The organism is Arthrobacter sp. Ms25, assembly GCF_059090365.1.
Genome location: NZ_JBNHFP010000001.1, coordinates 248,544 through 265,786, shown reverse-complemented (window position 1 = coordinate 265,786; position 17,243 = coordinate 248,544). Strand labels below are relative to the sequence as shown.

The following is a 17,243-nucleotide window of genomic DNA, read 5'->3' as shown; positions in this document are numbered from 1 at the left end:
TGCCTTTGGGACATCTGAAAGGAACGCTTCCGCTCCTGCCGGACCGAAGATTTCGTCATCCCCCCCCCCACACACACGGCGAGTACCGGAACCTGGGTGGAACGCAGCCATCGGTGGAGCGCCGGATACAGTGCCCGGTTGGTGTGGTAACCGCCGAAGAATGCGTACTGCCACTCAACCGCTTCACGGCCAAGTGGTGTTTCCATGGCAGTCTGCGGCAACCGGATGCAGGCCCGCACGCACGCCGGCCGCCAGGGAGGCAGCGGAGCGCCCGTAAGAGGTGTACTCAGCAGGTTGCCGAGGGAGCCGACAGCAGATCCGCGGTCATGTCCTCAATGCGGTCCGCGCCGATAGCGGCCATCGCAGCGCGCAGCTCCGCGGTCAGGCCGCCCAGCACAGCCGCTGCACCTTCCTCTCCCCCGGCGGCCAGTCCCCACATCACGGGCCGTCCGACGAAAACGGCCCGTGCACCCATGGCCAATGCCGCCGCGATGTGGTCTCCGGTACGGATACCGCTGTCGACGTACACCTCGCAGTCACCGCCGACAGCCTGAACCACCTCGGGCAATGCCTGGACGGACGTCACCGATTTCCCGAGCCGGCGGCCGCCATGCGTCGATACCAGCACACCGGCGGCCCCCGCGTCCACGGCCCTGCGGGCATCATCACCGCGCAGGATGCCCTTGACCACCACCTCAAGACCCGAGCGTTCACGTAACTCGGCAATAACGTCGAGTGTCAGGTTCCCTGCTGCGTATGTGGCGTCCGCGGGAAGTCCCGTCAGATCCTCTTGAAGCAGGTTGGCGAGCCTCATCTTGCCCGGCGTCTCGGGCCACAGCAGCGGGTCAATGACCAACCCGCTCGAGGACAGCCGTGTTGTGTCCACAGTGAGGATCAACGCCCTCGCGCCGGCGGCCGCAGCGCGTTCAACAAGGGCATCGGACAGGCCCCGGTCTTTCATGACGTACACCTGGAACCACCACGGCACGCCTTCCGCCGCAATCTTCGCGAACGGTACTGAGGTATTGGTGGAGACACCGAGCAGCGATCCTGTGCGGCGCACCGCACGCGCGGTGGCGAGTTCCGCCTGGGGCGTCGCAGCGTTCTGCTGCGCCATCGGCGCTGCCAGGACCGGAGTCTGCAGCGGCACCCCCAATACGGTTGTCCCGGTTCCCCCTGAGGACGTCCGGGTAAAGGCCCGCGGGCGGAACCTCACCCCATCCCACTGCGCAGCCGCATCCTGTACGGATTCACCGCCGCCGGCCGTGCCGGCAAAGTAGCCGTACACGTAATCCGGAAGCGCGGCCTTTGCTGCGCATTCCAAATCATTCAACGGCTGTCCGGCACGCCACTGCATGGTGCTCCTCGTCGTCTGGGTCGTCGTTTGGAATCCTGCACTCTTCCCGTGTCCCGGAATCCAATCACACTTACCCTCCGTAATGGTCCCCGAGTCCTGCAGGCCGAGAAGAGTGTCCCCTGAACGCCGCACCAAGCAGTCCCTGAAGGCGTCTGGGCTCAGACGCAGTTGCCGCAAGACGCGCCGTGGCGGCCGGTTTGTCCCGGCGGAGTTTTTAGGGTTCGCTTTCGTCTATGTCCTGGATCTTTGTACGCCGCGTGCTGCAGTTGATAGTGGGTGTTTTCTGCTATGGCTTTTCCATCAGCATGATGATCCGGGCGGGCTTGGGTGTCTCCCCCTGGGATGTACTGAGCCAGGGCACGTCGCTGCAGTCCGGCATTGCCTTCGGCCTTGTCACCAACCTCATCGGAATAGGGGTGCTGCTGCTGTGGATACCCCTGCGCCAGCGTCCGGGGGTGGGGACCGTAGTGAACACACTGGCTGTCGGTCCCAGCGCTGAGGTGGGCCTGATGCTGCTGGACCCGCAGACTAATATGCCGGGAAGGGTGCTGCTGTTTACCGGCGGTCTGGTGCTCCTGGCCATCGCCACCGGGCTGTACATCGGGGCGCGGATGGGCCCCGGACCCCGCGACGGACTGATGACAGGGCTGCACAAGCGCCTCGGGTGGCCGGTCTGGATAGTCCGCACCGGCATTGAAGTGACCGTCCTGGTGATCGGCTGGTTCCTGGGCGGCACCGTGGGCGTCGGCACGGTGGCCTTCGCCCTCCTCATCGGCCCCATGGTCAACCGCACCCTGCCGTGGCTTGACGTCCCTCGGCGTCGGCACCCCCGTACCGGGCACTAGTCAGGGGACCGGAGCCGGACCTTTCCGTCCCGGACCGCCGCGGTGAGGCAGATTGGAACGGACCAGCAGGGCGACCCGCCGGGCGGTCACCTCGGGGCGGTCCCCCTGGGTGAGGACCGTGTCCGTGGCCAACAAGCGGGTACCGACGTCGTCCAGCCATTCCGCAAGGAAGTCATGTCCGGAGCTGACCCAGTCTGTCCCCTTTGCCGCCAGGGACCTCATTCTCAACTCCGCGAGGTCGGACATCCGGTCCCCCGACGGGAGCAGTAACACGACCGTGGGAATCCGCGCCACGGCTGACTGCACCTGCTCCCGACAGCTCGGGTCGGTGTAAGAGGTGTGGCCTGCGCCCACTGCCAGTACCGTACCTGGGTGTTCCTCCACCGCCCGGCACACCGCGTGGGCGCGTGCCGGCTCCCATTCTCTTTCGGCGGCAACCCGTCCCACCCGGGCGATACGCCGTCCCAGCAGTTCCATGCTCCAGCCGGCCTCCGCGTAGTAACCGGCGCCGATTTCGTCGAGGTCAACAAAAGGAACGCCCAGCATGCCTGCCGTCAACTCCCCTACCGTCGACTTACCGGCGGCCGCCGGGCCAACAATGAGGAGAGCAGGTGAATCCGCCATGTGCTTATCCTGCCACGTTCAGGAAACCCGCAGAGGACTAGCGGCACAATGCGTGCACCAGAGATGCCTTAATGAAAACCGTCTCAAATTCAATGTTCTACCCAAACAATATTGATGTTTGTTACCGAAATTCTCTGGCGCATATGTCTTCCTCATTGTTGACTCATACACATGCCGACTGTTGAAATCCGCCGAGCCAGCGAAAACGACGCCTGGTCCCTCGCACTGGTCCACGTGCAGGCATGGCAATGGGCCTACCGCGGACTGATGCCGGATCCCCTTCTTGATGCACTCGACGTTGAGCGGAGAGCAGCGGGTTGGAAGCGGATGATCCAGGAGGAACGGGCACCTCAACCGCATCTGGCCGTGGTCGACTCGAACGTTGCGGGCTTCTCCCATGCAGACATCAGCAGCGACGGGGACGCTGACGCCCGGACCGGAGAGGTCACTGCCATCTACCTCCTGGAGGAATATGTCGGCATGGGAGTCGGACGCCGTCTGTGGGAGGCAGCTCTCACCCAGTTACGCGAGAGCGGACACACCGCTTTTTCAGTGTGGGTGCTGGAGTCGAATCAGCGCGGAAGAAATTTCTATGAACGAAGGGGGATGACCCCGGACGGGGCTACTAAGGAACAGTCGATAGGGGGGTTCACGGCTACGGAAGTTCGCTACCGCTCTTCATTGCGGGATGAAGGTTGATCCCGTTCGAGGGGGCAATGCTGAAGTCCGTGAAACCGACGTTCAAGCCTCCGCGCTGCGGAGAGCAGGCCATCACCCCGACCTGGCAGAAAGCCTTCGATGGAAGATAGCCCAGCCGCAGACTGGTCCACTGCCCGGCCGCGCCGTCGGATTCCAGGTACTGCACACGAACCGCGGCGGCCTCGCGGGACAGCCGCAGGGTGATCTCGTCCTGGGCTTTTCCGAGAGGTCGGAGAGGCCAGTCCGATGTGCCGTTGGTAATCACCGTGCTTGGCTGCAGTGCGCCGTCGCTGTACTCGACTCCTGTCTTCAGCCACCTTCGCTCATCAATGCGGAGCATGTCGGACCGATGGCTTCCCTTTTCATCAACGCTGCAACTTTCGCTGTCTCCGCCGTGCTGACCTGGGTATTCATCCCTGGAACGCAGTTTCAGGTGGTCGATCAGAGACCGGATGACAACAGTGGTAGGCGTAGCCCACCCCGTGCTTCGTACTGGACCGACATGGCCGAGGGATTCCATTGGCTTCTCCGAGACCCTCTGATGAAACTGATCATTGGTCTAGTGCTCATTACAAACATGTTCGATGCTGCCCGCACCTCCTCCCTCATGCCCTTATATGCACACGACCGGCTGGGAGGGGCCGCCGCACTCGGTGTGCTCGTCGCAGTCATGGGCGGCTGCGCCTTGCTGGGCAACGTGGCGTTCGGGTTCGTGGCTCACCGGGTACCGCGACGTGTGACGTTTGCGGTCTGCTTCGTCCTAGTCGGTGGACCCTCGGCTGCAGCCTTCGCCCTCGGCGCACCATTGCCTGTACTCGTCGCGGTGACCGCACTTCAAGGACTCGCCGCAGGATCGATCAACCCCATCCTTGGTGCGGTCCAGTTTGAACGAGTGCCCGCACACATGCGCGGTCGTGTCTTCGGGCTGGTTAACGCCGGCGCCTGGGCGGCTATGCCCTTTGGCGCACTTTTGGGTGGCTTTGCAGCCGACAAGATCGGGCTTGGGCTCTCATTCGGCATCATCGCCGTCCTTTACACCCTCGTCACGCTCAGTCCGCTGTCCGGCGGGATATGGCACCACATGGAGCGCCCGAAAGGCGCAGTGCACTGATCTTCACGAACCATTCCGCATCAGCATGCGACGCAGGTGCACTGGTACCACCAGCGATGCGCTGCGGATAGCAGTGAGGGATCCCTCAGCGCGGCACCGCAGCACGCCGAGGTGAGTCTAGAAGCTGAGTTCCTGAGTCCCGGTGGTTCCGTCGAGGAAAGTTAGGTCGACAGTAGTGCCACCGTCAGATGCCTCTTGGAGTTCGTCTCCGGGTAGCCAGAGAGCGAATTGGCCTTTGGACACGGTCGCGCTCACTTCCTCGCCGGTGATGCTGGTGTACGTCACGCCCACGACATCGTTGCCGGCTCGGCCTGATGCTATCGAGATTGGTTCGTTCATGATTGTCCCGGTTCCCAGTTGTGTTGCTTTGAGGGACCGAGGAGCAGGGTCGGTTTCGGCGCCGAGCTTCCCGATGGAACCGATCATGCCCCTGCCGAACCATGGCGCGGAGGCATCCGTGATGCACGTCGCCTCAAAGCCGTCGGGACCTGTCAGGACGACGGTCATCCAGGCACCGCGGCGCTCAGCGATAGCCACTTCCGCGGCGGCAAGGTCATCCGTGTACATGCCGTTGCCGACGTTCTTCTTGGATGCCAAGCATTCCGCCACTGCATCATCGCGGTCCGGGCCGCTCAGGGTTGCCGGGTTGGCTGTCCATGTAGCGAAGGCTGGATCGCCGCCGGTGAGCGCTGGTAGGACGAGCAGCCCGGCAGTCGTGGCGGCCACCATGCCGCCCAGCACGACGGCACGTCGACGGCGGACGGGAGCCCCGGGCTTCTTCCCGAGCGTTGAATAATCGCTTCTTACTTTGGCTCGCTCCGATGCTGTCGGTGCAGGGTTGTGAGACAGGATGCTCTCAAGGTCCGCCTGTGCTCGTTAGGGACGGACTGTCGGTGCTTGGCTGGCTGCATCCATGCTTCGCAGAAGCGTGTCTATGTCCTGTTGACGTGTCATGGCGTTGCCGTCCTTTCGGTTGATGCTGCGGACATGCTGGAGGGAGGGGGAAGGTGATCAAGGAGTAGTCGCAGGGCACGCCGGGCACGGCTTAATCGAAGCCGGAACGCGACCGGGGATATGCCGAGCACCACGGCCGCTCGAGGTGCGGAAAGGCCCTCGAAGATCGCCAAGCCAAGTGCTTCTTGATGGACCTCGGACAAAAGATGCCACGCGCGGCTCAGGTCAACCCGCCCCATCACCACATCCTCGTGGGAGCTGCTGTGAGGCTCGGGGCCTATGTCATTGAGCCGGACCCCGAGGGCTTGCCGGCGCTGCTCACCTCGATGCGCGTTCAACATGATGTTCCGGGTGATTCCAAACGCCCATGCTCGGGCATCGTCGTGATTCTGCGGCACCCCGGCTCGCATAGTGCGCAAAAGATTTGCCAGGATCATTCAGTCCCGTAGAACGATTCCTTTGCCTGGACTACTGGTTTTGATTGGAAGTCGTTTCGACAAGGATTGCGGCGTTATCGTTCAACCATGAGCGCGTCGTCCCTGTCCGATGATTCCCTTGACCCACCTCCTGAAATGGTTGTGCGGCTGATAGAGCGGATCGTGGGCGAGCAGTGGCCCTCAGGGTTAGAGAGATTCAGTAGCTATTTCGCACGTCTTGGTTGCGTATTGGGCTCGCCGACGGAACCCGACGACGAGGCGTCCCCGGGTGTGACTCAGGGGCGGTTTGAGGTGCCTGGTTGCGAAGTGAAGAACGCCTCCTGGGACGCGTTGAACGATGACCTCTTCTCCCTGAACCTTTTTGTTTATGAGGGTTCGGAGAATTTTTCCTCGGCGGACGTCATTGCCGGCTATGACGCCGTCTGGGACGGCATCTCTGCTGTGTTCGGCCCTTCGCCGGACGAGCGTACTGATCGACACGGCAACCGGTCTGCTGTCTGGTGGGTTCAAGGGACCGTCATCGAGTTGTATGCGCACGTAAGCGTCGCTCCCGCGGTGCAGGTCGGTGCAGCTCACGAGGAACGGACTGCCGTCTACCATCAGCTCATCGCGCAGTTTCCGAAACGCCTGAGGTACTAAACAAGCACGTCCGGCGAAACAACCTGGGCCTGAAGATGAAGCGTACGGCGAGGGGTGGTTCCTCGGACGCTCTGGCGTCCGATCTGGGATCCTTCAGCGGGATACTTCCGAGCGCAGGAGTGCTCATTTCGCTTTGGTGTTCACGGGATACAACAAATAGCGTGCCGCATCAGTCGCGAAGACTCGGTCATCTAGTTCTGTCTGTGGAACACCCAGATGACCCAAGATGACAGACCGCATGACGAGATCCAAGATGACGTGAGCGCGCCTCAGCTCCCCAGTCTCAATGCCACTGAGGGATGAGGTATGGGTGAAACTGTCGCGTGCATCACGAACCATTCGCGCGAACTGATCAATGTCTCCTGCGAAGCGTTGAAGCCGGTAGCCGACACTCCCCAGTAGCGCCTTCAGACGGTCAAGGAGGCTGAATGCGTCAGCATGCCTCAAGCGAGAAAGGATCAGTTCGCGGTGAGAGTCGCCGTCCAGTGCTTCCTTTATCTTTGTTCGGGCTGCTCGAAAATCCTGCTTCGGAATGCGAGGGCCCGGTTCGACGATCGAGTGAAGAACCTCGAGCGCCCTAACGATGTGCGCGAAGCTCTCCTCGAAAGTCATAGAAGTCCACATCAAGGTGGAGAAGTAATCGGTTAGGGGCTCTGAGGCTCGCTCCTGGAGGTCAATCCAGCGTGAAAGCATCTCTTCAAGATCATGGCCTGAGTCACGGGACCGAACCAAGTGAGCGAACTCGGGCACGTTTGGCCTGTCGTTCGGCCGTGCGAGCCAAGACGCGCTCGACATTGGACCGGCACTCGAAGTGGAAACGCGACTCGCTGAAACCTGCCACAGCTTGGATGTCCCCCGGGTTCCCCTCTGGGATCTATTCGCTGAAGCTCCTGAACGACTCACTGACGGACTCCACCCCGACACCGCTGGACATGCCGCCATTTTCCACGAACTCCAGCGCACCCTCCGCAGCAACCCCTCACGTGCCTTTCCAACCCGCACGGCAACCGGCTGATTCTGCAAGTTTTTTCACCACCGGAAGCATGTTTACGCCCGACTCCGAAGCCAACGGGGAGCTCGGGCTGTACCTTCTCAGAGCATGACACGAACCCGCTGGGGTGCCACGCTGTGGATTCTCTGCGTCCTGACGTATCCCGCCCAGTTGATCGCAGTGGCGCAATGGCCGCAGGCGTACTCGTTGCGGTCCAACACCATCAGCGACCTCGGCGTGACCAGCTGCGGAACGTTCGACGAGGGAACCCGGGTGGAGCGCTACATCTGTTCGCCCGCAAACGTACTGGCCAACGGCGGCACGGTCCTCAACGGACTGCTCTTAGCGGTTGGAGCTGTCCTTTTGTGGTCCGCGTGGCCCCGACAACGGACCGGTCGGATCGCAATGGCGCTCATTGCGGCTAGCGGGGTCCTCCTGATGCTGGTCGGATTCCTTCCCTGGGATCTGCAGCCCGAGGCCCATAACGTCGCCGCCCTTGTCCAGGCACCGGTTCAATGGGTTGGGATGATTGTTCTGGTATTCGCGCTGCGGGGCAGCAGCGCCCTGCGTTGGGCCTCCGTGCTGACTATTCTCTGCGTCGTCATCTCAATCGCCGGCTTCGTGATGTTCATCGACGCGATCGGCGGCGGCCCCTCCGCAGCAGTCGGCGTCGGACTCACCGAACGCCTGTCCTTCGATACCCTCACCCTTTGGAGCGTGATCCTCGGTCTGATCCTGCTGTCGGTTAGTGGACGGCGCGGAGTTCCATGAGCAAGACACCGCCGGAATAGGAAGGTATCCGGAACTAGTTCCCGGACTCCCCCGACCGGCCGTGTTCCAGACCGGTAGGAATACCGAGGAACGCAGGAACAGGTGCCGAGCAGCAGGACTCGGCAGCAGGCGCCGCTGCAGGTTCCGGTGGTGCCGAGCAGCAGGACTCGGCAGCAGGGGCAGCAGCCGTCGGTTCCGGAGCCGCACAGCAGGAAGCTTCACCCTGATCAACGGCGACAGCACTGTCGCAGCCGGCCGCCACAGTATCGCAGCTGCCGCCCAAGTCTGTGGAGCACACCCCGGTTTCGGGCAGGACGAGTTCGACGTCGTCGGCCGCCTTCTGGTCCCCGGCAAGGGCCGCGGCAATGGACCGGACCTGCTCGTAGCCGGTGGCCATCAGGAACGTCGGTGCCCGGCCGTAGGATTTCATCCCGGTGATGTAGAAGTCCTTTTCCGGGTGCGAGAGCAGCCGGGCGCCGTGCGGCATCACGGTGCCGCAGCTGTGGAATTCCGGATCGATCAGCGGCCCGAGCGCCCGCGGAGCTTCCACGGCGGGATCCAGATCGAGCTGGAGTTCGCGCAGCATGTCCAGATTCGGGCGGAAGCCGGTGGCCGGAACCAGCAGGTCCACGTCCAGCTGCGTCTCCCCAAACGGCGAGGACCCGACGACGGTCAGCGAGTCCGCACTCTTGAACCCGGTAATGGTGAACGAGGTGTGGAGTTCGATGCGGCCTTCCTCGACCAGGGTCCGCAGCCGGCTGCCCAATGCACCGCGGGCGGGCAGGCCGTCAAGGTCGCCGCCGCCGTACACGCTTGCCGCCGAGGACCGGCGGATGGCCCAGCTGATCCGGGTGTCCGGTGCCTGCTCGGCCAGCTCCCCCAGTGCCAGCAGCGTGTTGGCCGCCGAATGGCCGGCGCCGACCACCAGGATGTGCTTTCCGGCGAAGCGGTCGCGGTCCCGGCCGGTGACATTTGGCAGCGGGGCGGTGATGAAACCCTCCGCGTAGGCTGCGGACTCCCCCGGTGCTGCAAGTCCGGCCGAGCCCAGCGGGTTTGGAGAGTTCCAGGTGCCCGAAGCGTCGATGACGGCGCGGACGCGGTGATCGGCGGTTGTGCCGCCAGCATTCCGGACGCGCACCAGGAACGGGGTGGTGTCGCGTCCGCCGGTGCGGGTCTTGTCCAGGCCTTCGCGGCTGACGGCAACAACTTCGCTGTTCGTGTGCAGGGCGCGCTGGATGGCAGGAACGGCGGCCAGGGGCAGCAGGTACTGTTCGAGGAGTTCAGCCCCGGTCGGCAGTGTTTCGGCGTCCGGTTCCTGCCAGCCGGTACCGGCGAGCAGTCGGCGGGCGGCGGCGTCGACGTCGTACTGCCACGGCGAGAACAGCCGGATGTGTCCCCAGCTGCGGACGGCAGCGGCGGGCATGTCGCCGGCTTCGAAGATGACCGGCGTCAGCCCGCGTTCGAGCAGGTGGGCGGCGGCAGCCAGCCCTACGGGGCCGGAGCCGATGACGGCGACGGGAAGCTGGGAGATTTCGGTGTTCATTGTGCTTTCCTCAAAGAGTACGAAGGTATTACTAAGCCGGCAGAAGGTCGGCGATGAGTGCGGTGATGCGGATCTTGATGTCGTCGCGGATGGGGCGGACCGCGTCCACGCCCTGGCCGGCCGGGTCGTCGAGCTTCCAGTCCTCGTAGCGCTTGCCGGGGAAGATCGGGCAGGCGTCGCCGCAGCCCATGGTGATCACGACGTCGGACTCCTTCACGGCCTCGGTGGTCAGCACCTTGGGCAGCTCGCCGGACATGTCGATGCCCTCTTCCGCCATGGCTTCGACGGCGGCGGGGTTGACCGAGTCGGCGGGCGCGGATCCGGCGGACCGGACTTCGATCCGCCCCTCGCCGAGGTGTCGCAGGTACGCGGCGGCCATCTGGGAACGCCCGGCGTTGTGCACGCAGACGAACAGGACGGAGGGCTTGGCTGCGCTTTCGGTGGTGCTCATCGGTTCATCTTTTCTGGAGAGGTTGCAAGGGCAGGGGTGGCGGCGGGCCAGTATTTCTTCTGTGCCCAAAGGGCGACATAGACCAACGCGACCAGGACGGGGACTTCGATCAGGGGTCCGACGACGCCGGCAAGGGCCTGCCCGGAGGTCACGCCGTAGGTGCCGATCGCCACGGCGATGGCGAGTTCGAAGTTGTTGCCGGCGGCGGTGAAGGCCAGCGTGGTGGTGCGGGCGTAGCCCAGGTCCAGGAGTTTGCCCAGCAGCATGCCGGCACAGAACACCACGAGGAAGTAGACCAGCAGCGGCAGGGCGATGCGGGCGACGTCGAGCGGGTTCGAGGTGATTTCATCCCCCTGCAGCGCGAACAGCAGCACGATGGTGAAAAGCAGGCCGTAGAGCGCCCACGGGCCAATCCTCGGCAGGAACGTGCCCTCGTACCAGTCGCGGCCCTTCGCCTTTTCACCGAGGGTGCGGGTGAGGAAGCCGGCCAGCAACGGGATGCCCAGGAAAACCAGCACACTGACGGTGATGGCCCAGAAGGAGAAGCCAGCGCTGGTGGTTTCCAGGCCGAGCCAGCCGGGCAGGACCTGCAGGTAGAACCAGCCGAGCGCGCCGAAGGCCAGGACCTGGAACACGGAGTTAATGGCGACGAGCACGGCGGCGGCTTCGCGGTCACCGCAGGCGAGGTCATTCCAGATCATCACCATGGCGATGCAGCGGGCCAGCCCCACGATGATCAGCCCGGTGCGGTATTCGGGCAGGTCCGGCAGGAAGATCCAGGCCAGCGCGAACATAAACGCCGGTGCGGCAACCCAGTTCAACACCAGCGAGGTGATCATCAGCTTCCGGTCGGCAATCACGCGCGACGTTTCGTCGTAGCGGACCTTGGCCAGCACCGGGTACATCATCACCAGGAGGCCGACGGCGATGGGCAGCGACACATTGGACACCTTCACCGAGTCCAGCGCGGGACCAATGCCCGGAACCAGGCGACCCAGCAGCAGTCCAGCGGTCATCGCGGCGAGGATCCAGAGCGGGAGGAAACGGTCCAGAGTCGAGAGCCGGGCGGTGACCTGACCGGTCTGGGGTGGTGCGGACGTGCTCACAAAGCTCCTCGGCGGGGACATCGGTACGGGACATCGACAGGGCGGCCTACATTGAAGAACATCGATATCCTTCGATGTTGAGTATCCCGGGATATATCGATACCTGTCAATCTGTGCATAATGGGCTGGTGACCACTGCACTGACAGTCCCCGCTCCGGCCGTCGAGGCCTGCTGCACCCCGCTGACTTCCGAAGCGCTGAGCGTCGAAGATGCCCAGCGGTTTGCCCAGCTGCTCAAGGCCGTGGCCGAGCCGACCCGGCTGCGCCTGGTCTCGCTGATCGCCGCGCAGGAGAACAAAGAAGCGTGCGTGTGCGACCTCACTGAGCCGATCGGTCTGGGGCAGCCGACGGTGTCGCACCACCTAAAGATTCTGGTCGACGCCGGCATCCTGCACCGTGAAAAACGCGGCGTCTGGGCCTATTACTCCATTGTTCCGGGGGCGCTGGAACGTGCCGCCGCCGTCCTGTCGCCCCGGTGACCAGCACGCCTGCCGCCGGACCGGGCGGCGCTGTCCTCGTCCGTTCCCTGCTCGCGGCCGATTGGCCCGCGGTCCGCAGCATCTATGCGGCCGGCATCGCAACGGGCCAGGCCACCTTCGAGAGCAAGGTGCCTGAGTGGGAAGCCTTTGATTCCGCCCATCTGGCCGAACTCCGGCTGGTCGCCGACGCAGGAAACGAAATCCTCGGGTGGGCGGCGGTCTCCCCCGTTTCTTCCCGTCCCGCGTACCGGGGCGTCGTCGAACACTCCGTCTATGTCGCCCCCGCCGCCCAGGGCCGCGGAATCGGAAGGCTCCTGCTGCGTTCCCTCGTGGCATCCGCGGAGAACATGGGAATCTGGACGCTTCAGAGCAGCATCTTTCCGGAGAACGGAGCCAGCCTTGCACTGCACAAGGCCGAGGGTTTCCGCGTGGTCGGCAGGCGCGAACGTGTGGCGAAAATGACCCACGGACCGCAGGCCGGCCACTGGCGGGACACCGTTTTCCTGGAGCGGCGCAGCGGCATCGCCGGCACGGGCTGAATCGATTCCGGCCACGGGAGGGGAACCGGCCCGCTTAGACTGCATCCATGTCAGCTTCCCCGCACGTTTCCCCGGTATCCCTCATCCGCTCCACCCAGCTGTCCGACGCCGCGGAGTACGCCTACGCCGCCACTGCACCTGCCGACACCCGGCTGATCTTCCTCGCTGGCTCCTGCCCGCTCGAGGAAGACGGCTCGACGGCGGCCATCGGCGACTATGCCGGCCAGGCAGCCAAGTGCATGGTGAACCTAGAGCTTGCGCTGAAGGCCGCCGGGGCGACGCTGCAGGACGTGCTCAGCACCCGGGTGCTGGTTGCGTCCAGGTCCCAGGCCGACCTGGTCACCGCCTGGGAAACAGTCCGGGATGCCTTCGGCAGCCACGATGCTCCCAGCACCCTGATGGGTGTGACGGTCCTCGGCTACGACTACCAGCTCGTCGAGATCGAAGCGGTAGCCGCCGTCCGCGACTAGTACCCTTCCGCTGCCTTGCTGCGCCGGGCCCAGAAAAGCACCGGGATCAGCAGCACGGCCAGGACGCCGCCCGAAAGAGCGAGTGTGGCATAGCTGGTGCCGGCCATCACCACGCCGGACAGGGTTCCCCCGCCGGCCCCGGCCAAGGCCACAAGCACATCGATCTTGCCTTGGACGCGGGGCCGGATCTCCGGAGCCGTGTTATCAACCACCAGCGCCGTGCCGGCAATAAGACCGAAGTTCCAGCCAATGCCGAGCAGGGCGAGGGCCAGGATCAGCAGGCCCAGGGATCCCCCCGGCGCGAAGGCTGCGGTGACTCCGGCCAAGAGCAAGGTCACCCCGGAGGCGATAGCCATTGGAGTACGCCCGATTTTGTCCACCAATACACCCGTGACAAGCGACGGCAGATACATCGCGCCGATGTGCACGCCGATGACCACACCGACTGCAGCAAGGTCATGGTGATGGGCCCGCATATGGACCGGCGTCATGGTCATGATCGCCACCATCGCAATTTGGGTCAGCACCATCACGGCGGCACCCACGTAGACTCCGGTCCCCGGACGTGCCGCTGCCGCGTCGACGGTGCTCGGCACCGTATCCGCTGTCTGGTTCCGGAACCGGCGTGCCAGTAAGAACGGGTCCGGGCGCAAAAGCACCAGCAGTACGACGCCGGCGGCCAGGAACGCAGTTCCGGCAAGAAGGAAGGGGCCGGCCAGAGCGGGGATGCCGAGGCCCTCGGCGAAGCGGCCCATGGGAGTGACCAGGTTCGGTCCGGCGACCGCCCCGAACGTCGTCGAGACCATCGCAATGCTGATGGCCTGTCCCCTGCGGTCCGGCAGCGCAAGGTCCGTTCCGGCATATCGAGCCTGCAAATTGGTGGCCGTTCCCGCCCCGTAAAGAACCAGCGCCGCAAACAGCAGAACAGGGCTGTCCACCACAGCAGCCAGGACCACACCCAGCGCACCGAGACCGCCGACCATGAACCCGGACCCAAGTCCGATGCGCCGTCCGGCCCGCTGGGTAACCCTTCCCACGAGGTAGGCCGCCAGCGCGGAACCCAGGGTAATCAGCCCCGCCGGCAGGCCGGCCAACCCCTCCGACCCAAGCATGTCCTGCGCCATCAGTGCCCCCACCGTGACACCTGCGGCCAGCCCCGCCCCGCCGAGGACCTGGCTGAGGACAACCACGGTGAGGGTACGCCGCTGCACTGCGGCACGGCGCGCCTCATCCAGCACGATGGTCTGCATCCCCCGAGAATAGCCCGTACCAACGCGGGCATCCCAGCACTTAATGTGCCGCGCCAGTTACCCCTACCGAAGGCACTGTGCCACTGGTACAGTGCCTGGCATGGACACCAACACCCTGCCTCAGGCCACCGTCAATGCCCGCTCGATCCTGCTGCCGTACACACTCACCCTGGTTGCGGGCATGGTGCTCATCCAGGCGCTGATTGCCTTGACCGGAGGCACAGTCACCGTCCTCGCCGGAGTCCTGACCGGCGTCGTCGCCGCCGGGATTGCCGTCTGGATGTGGCGCAACGCCCGGAAACTCACCCGGGTCCGCTTCGGTTTCGCCGTCGCGCATGCGATCGCCTTCGTCTCCGTGACAACCTCGTTCAATGCGCACGCGGTGCTGCGGGCGTTCACCGCCGGGGGCGACGGAGCCGCAGCCGCCGAACTTCTGGGAACGCCATGGTTCGGGGCAACCCTGGTGATGAGCGCGGCCTGGGGGATCGGTCTGCTGATCCACCTCACCGGTGCGGTCCTGGGCCGCGGCTGGGAGGACTGAGCATGCCCCGCCCGACAGAGGATGAGGAATGGGTGGAAGCCCGGATCGAGTCCTGGGTGGAGACCTATAAGAAATCGATGCTGACGCCGGTGATCCTTCGGGTCGTTGAAGCTGCGCAACCGGTGACGGTCGCCCGGATTGCAGCCGGCGTCGCGTCGGCCACCGGATGGACGATCACCGAACGGAGCATGTACCGGAGCCTGAAGCGGCTTCAGGATTCCGGCTTCCTACAGAGCGCAGAGGTTGCCGCACCCCGGACCGGAGCTAAGCGCAAGGAGATTTCGCTGACCGCGGTGGGCGCACGATTCCTGGCCGGCATCAACGACAGCCTCGTCGGTTTCTCCCCGCCGCGCAGCGGGGAGGGTGCCGGCGCCTAGAGCACCAGATCAAACTCCAGTCGCCCGTGCCGGACACCGTTGACCTGCACCTCCAGGGCATGAGTGCCCGCATAATGCCGCCGCGTGGTCATCTGCCGGAAGCCATGGCGCCCGCGCAGCTGCCGGGACTCCCCCGGTTCCAACGACACGGTGGCCAATTTGAAGACCTTTTCCGCCGTAGCCCCGTTCGCTTTGACGTAGTGCACCGCGTAATCAACTGACAGGCGGGCCGGAGCATCACCGGTATTGGCCAGGACAAAGTCGAAAGCGAGCTCGCCCGGCAGCTCCACAATGGCCGTCCCCGCCTGCAGCCCGGTGATACTTACCTGCGCCGGAGTGAAACCCATCAGCTCAAGCGCACCGGGATTCCCCTTCTTCACCAGGGTGCGCAGGCTGCGCCGCACCACCCAGGCGGCGCCGGGCGTGCCGGTCTGCTGCCAGCGCGCGGCCGTCTCAAGCACCAGCTCGGGCGCGTGCCGCGCGAGGTCATTGGTGTGGTTGGCGACGGACCGGCGCACATACTCGGCAGCGGGACGCGGACGGCCCACGGCAGGTAGGGCCGGGTTCCCTCGCTGGCCAGCCGGCGTACGTGTTCGTTGGGGTGGTCCGTCCAGGTCCGGATGATGTCCAGCGCCCGCTCGTGATCGGCCTGCAACAGCCGCCGGATGGCGAACTCGCTGGTCAGCCGCGGGGTCAGTTCCGCGAGCAGGGCCAGGGCATCGTCGAAGGCCGGGGTGCCGCCGTCGTGCAGTGCCAAAGTCACGGCAGCCTCGGTGACCGGCCACAACGCCCAGCCGGTGAAGGTCGGATCATCCAGCGCAGCGCGGAACGCTGCGGCGGCAGCCGGATAGGTGCCCAACGCGTTCACGAGGGCGTGCGCGACGGCGTCGGTCCGGCCGCGCAGCGACAACGGTTCCAGCCGGGTCCGGGCGTCCAGCACCTTGTCCCAATTGACACCGGGCGCGGCAACGGCCAGCGCATCGTGCAGCGTCTTGACCTCGTTCGGTCCCAGTAAGTCGTCCATCGCGCCCATGGTGTTCCCCCTCGTTGTGTGTCTTGAGACCTACCCGGCCTGAGGCCTGCCTGAACCGTACCTACCGGGTCCGCGGGTCCGGCATCATCACTTCCACCTGCGGCTTCTCATCCCGTTTGGCCTTCCACCAGACGAAGAAGCCGGCCAGTGTGAAGCCGCCGTAGAAGAGGTACATAAAGGCGGTGGCGTAGTAGCCGGCGCTGAAGAGCAGCGGGACGCCCACTATGTCCACGGCCACCCAGATGAGCCAGAACTCGACCCAACCCTTGGCCATTCCGTAGGTGGCCAGCAGCGATCCGACGAAGGTCCAGGCGTCTGCCCACACCGGCTCGTAGGAACCGAGCCGGGCAAAGACGGGGGTCAGGGCGACGGTGCCCAGCAGCATGATGGTCACCAGCCCGATCCGTTCCCGGCCGGAGGCCCACTGCGGGGTCACCGCACTTTCGCCGTGGGACTTGCTCTGCTGCCAGCGCCGCCAGCCGTAGATGGATACGGCAATGAACATGATCTGCCGGCCGGCCTGGCCGAGCAGGGTAGCTGTGTCCGCCCCGCCGAACATGGAGCCGAGGAAGACGGTCAGCAGGAGCAGGTTGCCCAGGATACCCACGGGCCAGGCCCAGACTTTACGGCGCATACCGCCGAAGGCGCTGAGGAGCCCGAAAATGTTGCCCACAAGTTCGCGGGCCAGCAGCGAGCTGGAGCCCACCGGAATCTGTGCCTCGAAGAGCCATCGTAGAAAATCCATGTCGTCCTATCCCTGAGCGGGTGCTCCGGGGGTACGACAGTAGGATGCATCGCCGGGCCTGGACGGTTCGAGGGGTCACCCCTGCAAAAGGGGACCTCGAAGGGTCAGCAAAGCCGGCGGAACAACAAACTGCACGTGCTTCTCCCATCCAGACTTTAACTGTCGGTATCGGAATTTCACCGATTCAACCGAACCGCCTCCCCGAGGTTCTCGGATCAGCAGTGCGGGTCGCGGACTATAACCGCCGGTTCGGAATTACACCGACCCCGGAGCACGTTTGT

23 protein-coding genes and 1 riboswitch are annotated in these 17,243 nt (G+C 64.6%); of the genes, 10 read left to right on the top strand and 13 right to left on the bottom strand.

The features are described 5' to 3' along the window. Positions 1-286 precede the first annotated feature (286 nt). Positions 287-1,357, bottom strand: coding sequence for an alpha-hydroxy acid oxidase (locus AC5RT8_RS01295; protein WP_494093893.1), 1,071 nt, complete (start codon positions 1,355-1,357; stop codon positions 287-289). A gap of 233 nt (positions 1,358-1,590) precedes the next feature. Here AC5RT8_RS01295 and yczE point away from each other — a divergent pair, with 233 nt between their 5' ends. After that, a complete protein-coding gene (gene yczE, locus AC5RT8_RS01290; RefSeq protein ID WP_494093892.1) occupies positions 1,591-2,202 on the top strand; it encodes a membrane protein YczE in 612 nt (203 codons plus the stop codon). On the opposite strand, the gene AC5RT8_RS01285 is transcribed toward yczE, so the two are convergent. Continuing rightward, positions 2,203-2,826: a shikimate kinase gene (locus tag AC5RT8_RS01285; RefSeq protein ID WP_494093891.1), complete on the bottom strand. Its 624-nt coding sequence runs from the start codon at positions 2,824-2,826 to the stop codon at positions 2,203-2,205. 171 nt (positions 2,827-2,997) lie between these two features. On the opposite strand from AC5RT8_RS01285, the gene AC5RT8_RS01280 reads away from it, so the two are divergent. Continuing rightward, complete coding sequence (locus AC5RT8_RS01280; protein ID WP_494093890.1) at positions 2,998-3,525, top strand: GNAT family N-acetyltransferase; 528 nt, start codon at positions 2,998-3,000, stop codon at positions 3,523-3,525. On the opposite strand, the gene AC5RT8_RS01275 is transcribed toward AC5RT8_RS01280, so the two are convergent. Continuing rightward, the gene (locus AC5RT8_RS01275) at positions 3,482-4,045 is read right to left on the bottom strand and encodes a DUF1349 domain-containing protein (RefSeq protein WP_494093889.1); all 564 of its coding nucleotides are present in this window, start codon (positions 4,043-4,045) and stop codon (positions 3,482-3,484) included. The genes AC5RT8_RS01280 and AC5RT8_RS01275 overlap by 44 nt on opposite strands. 42 nt (positions 4,046-4,087) lie before the next feature. Between AC5RT8_RS01275 and AC5RT8_RS01270 the strand changes: the two genes are divergently transcribed. Further along, positions 4,088-4,636: an MFS transporter gene (locus AC5RT8_RS01270; RefSeq protein WP_494093888.1), complete on the top strand. Its 549-nt coding sequence runs from the start codon at positions 4,088-4,090 to the stop codon at positions 4,634-4,636. Positions 4,637-4,753: 117 nt separating this feature from the next. Here the strand turns inward: AC5RT8_RS01270 and AC5RT8_RS01265 are convergent, their stop codons facing one another. After that, on the bottom strand, positions 4,754-5,233 hold the full coding sequence (locus AC5RT8_RS01265; RefSeq protein WP_494093887.1) for a hypothetical protein: 480 nt from the start codon (positions 5,231-5,233) through the stop codon (positions 4,754-4,756). A 353-nt stretch (positions 5,234-5,586) separates the two neighbouring features. Then, entirely contained in the window at positions 5,587-5,829 is a 243-nt protein-coding gene (locus tag AC5RT8_RS01260; protein ID WP_494094511.1) for a sigma factor-like helix-turn-helix DNA-binding protein, read from the bottom strand. 285 nt (positions 5,830-6,114) lie between these two features. Here AC5RT8_RS01260 and AC5RT8_RS01255 point away from each other — a divergent pair, with 285 nt between their 5' ends. After that, complete coding sequence (locus tag AC5RT8_RS01255) at positions 6,115-6,666, top strand: hypothetical protein (protein WP_494093886.1); 552 nt, start codon at positions 6,115-6,117, stop codon at positions 6,664-6,666. A gap of 123 nt (positions 6,667-6,789) precedes the next feature. On the opposite strand, the gene AC5RT8_RS01250 is transcribed toward AC5RT8_RS01255, so the two are convergent. Then, positions 6,790-7,278: a HEPN domain-containing protein gene (locus AC5RT8_RS01250; RefSeq protein WP_494093885.1), complete on the bottom strand. Its 489-nt coding sequence runs from the start codon at positions 7,276-7,278 to the stop codon at positions 6,790-6,792. 487 nt (positions 7,279-7,765) lie between these two features. Between AC5RT8_RS01250 and AC5RT8_RS01245 the strand changes: the two genes are divergently transcribed. Continuing rightward, on the top strand, positions 7,766-8,428 hold the full coding sequence (locus AC5RT8_RS01245; protein ID WP_494093884.1) for a DUF998 domain-containing protein: 663 nt from the start codon (positions 7,766-7,768) through the stop codon (positions 8,426-8,428). 34 nt (positions 8,429-8,462) lie between these two features. Here AC5RT8_RS01245 and AC5RT8_RS01240 read toward each other — a convergent pair whose 3' ends face one another. From AC5RT8_RS01240 to arsB, 3 genes are read right to left on the bottom strand one after another with little or no spacing between them, the layout of a single operon-like run. Then, positions 8,463-9,971, bottom strand: coding sequence for an FAD-dependent oxidoreductase (locus tag AC5RT8_RS01240; protein ID WP_494093883.1), 1,509 nt, complete (start codon positions 9,969-9,971; stop codon positions 8,463-8,465). Positions 9,972-10,002: 31 nt separating this feature from the next. Beyond that, positions 10,003-10,422, bottom strand: a complete 420-nt coding sequence (locus tag AC5RT8_RS01235; RefSeq protein WP_494093882.1) for an arsenate reductase ArsC — start codon at positions 10,420-10,422, stop codon at positions 10,003-10,005. Continuing rightward, positions 10,419-11,549, bottom strand: coding sequence for an ACR3 family arsenite efflux transporter (arsB, locus tag AC5RT8_RS01230; protein ID WP_494093881.1), 1,131 nt, complete (start codon positions 11,547-11,549; stop codon positions 10,419-10,421). The genes AC5RT8_RS01235 and arsB overlap by 4 nt, the downstream gene beginning before the upstream one ends. A 107-nt stretch (positions 11,550-11,656) precedes the next feature. On the opposite strand from arsB, the gene AC5RT8_RS01225 reads away from it, so the two are divergent. From AC5RT8_RS01225 to AC5RT8_RS01215, 3 genes are read left to right on the top strand one after another with little or no spacing between them, the layout of a single operon-like run. After that, positions 11,657-12,007 carry an ArsR/SmtB family transcription factor gene (locus tag AC5RT8_RS01225; protein WP_255792453.1) on the top strand — a complete coding sequence of 117 codons (351 nt, stop codon included), beginning with the start codon at positions 11,657-11,659 and terminating at the stop codon, positions 12,005-12,007. Continuing rightward, positions 12,004-12,546: a GNAT family N-acetyltransferase gene (locus AC5RT8_RS01220; RefSeq protein ID WP_494093880.1), complete on the top strand. Its 543-nt coding sequence runs from the start codon at positions 12,004-12,006 to the stop codon at positions 12,544-12,546. Before AC5RT8_RS01225 ends, AC5RT8_RS01220 begins: the two co-directional genes overlap by 4 nt. A 47-nt stretch (positions 12,547-12,593) precedes the next feature. Further along, positions 12,594-13,016: a RidA family protein gene (locus AC5RT8_RS01215; RefSeq protein WP_494093879.1), complete on the top strand. Its 423-nt coding sequence runs from the start codon at positions 12,594-12,596 to the stop codon at positions 13,014-13,016. Here the strand turns inward: AC5RT8_RS01215 and AC5RT8_RS01210 are convergent. Beyond that, the gene (locus AC5RT8_RS01210; RefSeq protein WP_494093878.1) at positions 13,013-14,266 is read right to left on the bottom strand and encodes an MFS transporter; all 1,254 of its coding nucleotides are present in this window, start codon (positions 14,264-14,266) and stop codon (positions 13,013-13,015) included. The genes AC5RT8_RS01215 and AC5RT8_RS01210 overlap by 4 nt on opposite strands. A gap of 100 nt (positions 14,267-14,366) precedes the next feature. Here AC5RT8_RS01210 and AC5RT8_RS01205 point away from each other — a divergent pair, with 100 nt between their 5' ends. Together AC5RT8_RS01205 and AC5RT8_RS01200 are read left to right on the top strand one after the other, a co-directional pair. Continuing rightward, the gene (locus tag AC5RT8_RS01205) at positions 14,367-14,807 is read left to right on the top strand and encodes a hypothetical protein (RefSeq protein WP_494093877.1); all 441 of its coding nucleotides are present in this window, start codon (positions 14,367-14,369) and stop codon (positions 14,805-14,807) included. Between the two features lie 2 nt (positions 14,808-14,809). Beyond that, a complete protein-coding gene (locus tag AC5RT8_RS01200; protein WP_494093876.1) occupies positions 14,810-15,184 on the top strand; it encodes a helix-turn-helix transcriptional regulator in 375 nt (124 codons plus the stop codon). On the opposite strand, the gene AC5RT8_RS01195 is transcribed toward AC5RT8_RS01200, so the two are convergent. The 3 genes from AC5RT8_RS01195 to pnuC all read right to left on the bottom strand — a co-directional run bounded on the left by AC5RT8_RS01195 (position 15,181) and on the right by pnuC (position 16,962). After that, positions 15,181-15,564: a YhaZ family DNA alkylation repair protein gene (locus AC5RT8_RS01195; RefSeq protein WP_494093875.1), complete on the bottom strand. Its 384-nt coding sequence runs from the start codon at positions 15,562-15,564 to the stop codon at positions 15,181-15,183. The genes AC5RT8_RS01200 and AC5RT8_RS01195 overlap by 4 nt on opposite strands. Next, on the bottom strand, positions 15,561-16,208 hold the full coding sequence (locus AC5RT8_RS01190) for a hypothetical protein (protein WP_494093874.1): 648 nt from the start codon (positions 16,206-16,208) through the stop codon (positions 15,561-15,563). The genes AC5RT8_RS01195 and AC5RT8_RS01190 overlap by 4 nt, the downstream gene beginning before the upstream one ends. Positions 16,209-16,278: 70 nt before the next feature. Continuing rightward, the gene (gene pnuC / locus AC5RT8_RS01185; protein WP_494093873.1) at positions 16,279-16,962 is read right to left on the bottom strand and encodes a nicotinamide riboside transporter PnuC; all 684 of its coding nucleotides are present in this window, start codon (positions 16,960-16,962) and stop codon (positions 16,279-16,281) included. A 132-nt stretch (positions 16,963-17,094) separates the two neighbouring features. Next, a riboswitch (FMN riboswitch) is annotated at positions 17,095-17,240 on the bottom strand. Between the last annotated feature and the right edge of the window lie 3 nt (positions 17,241-17,243).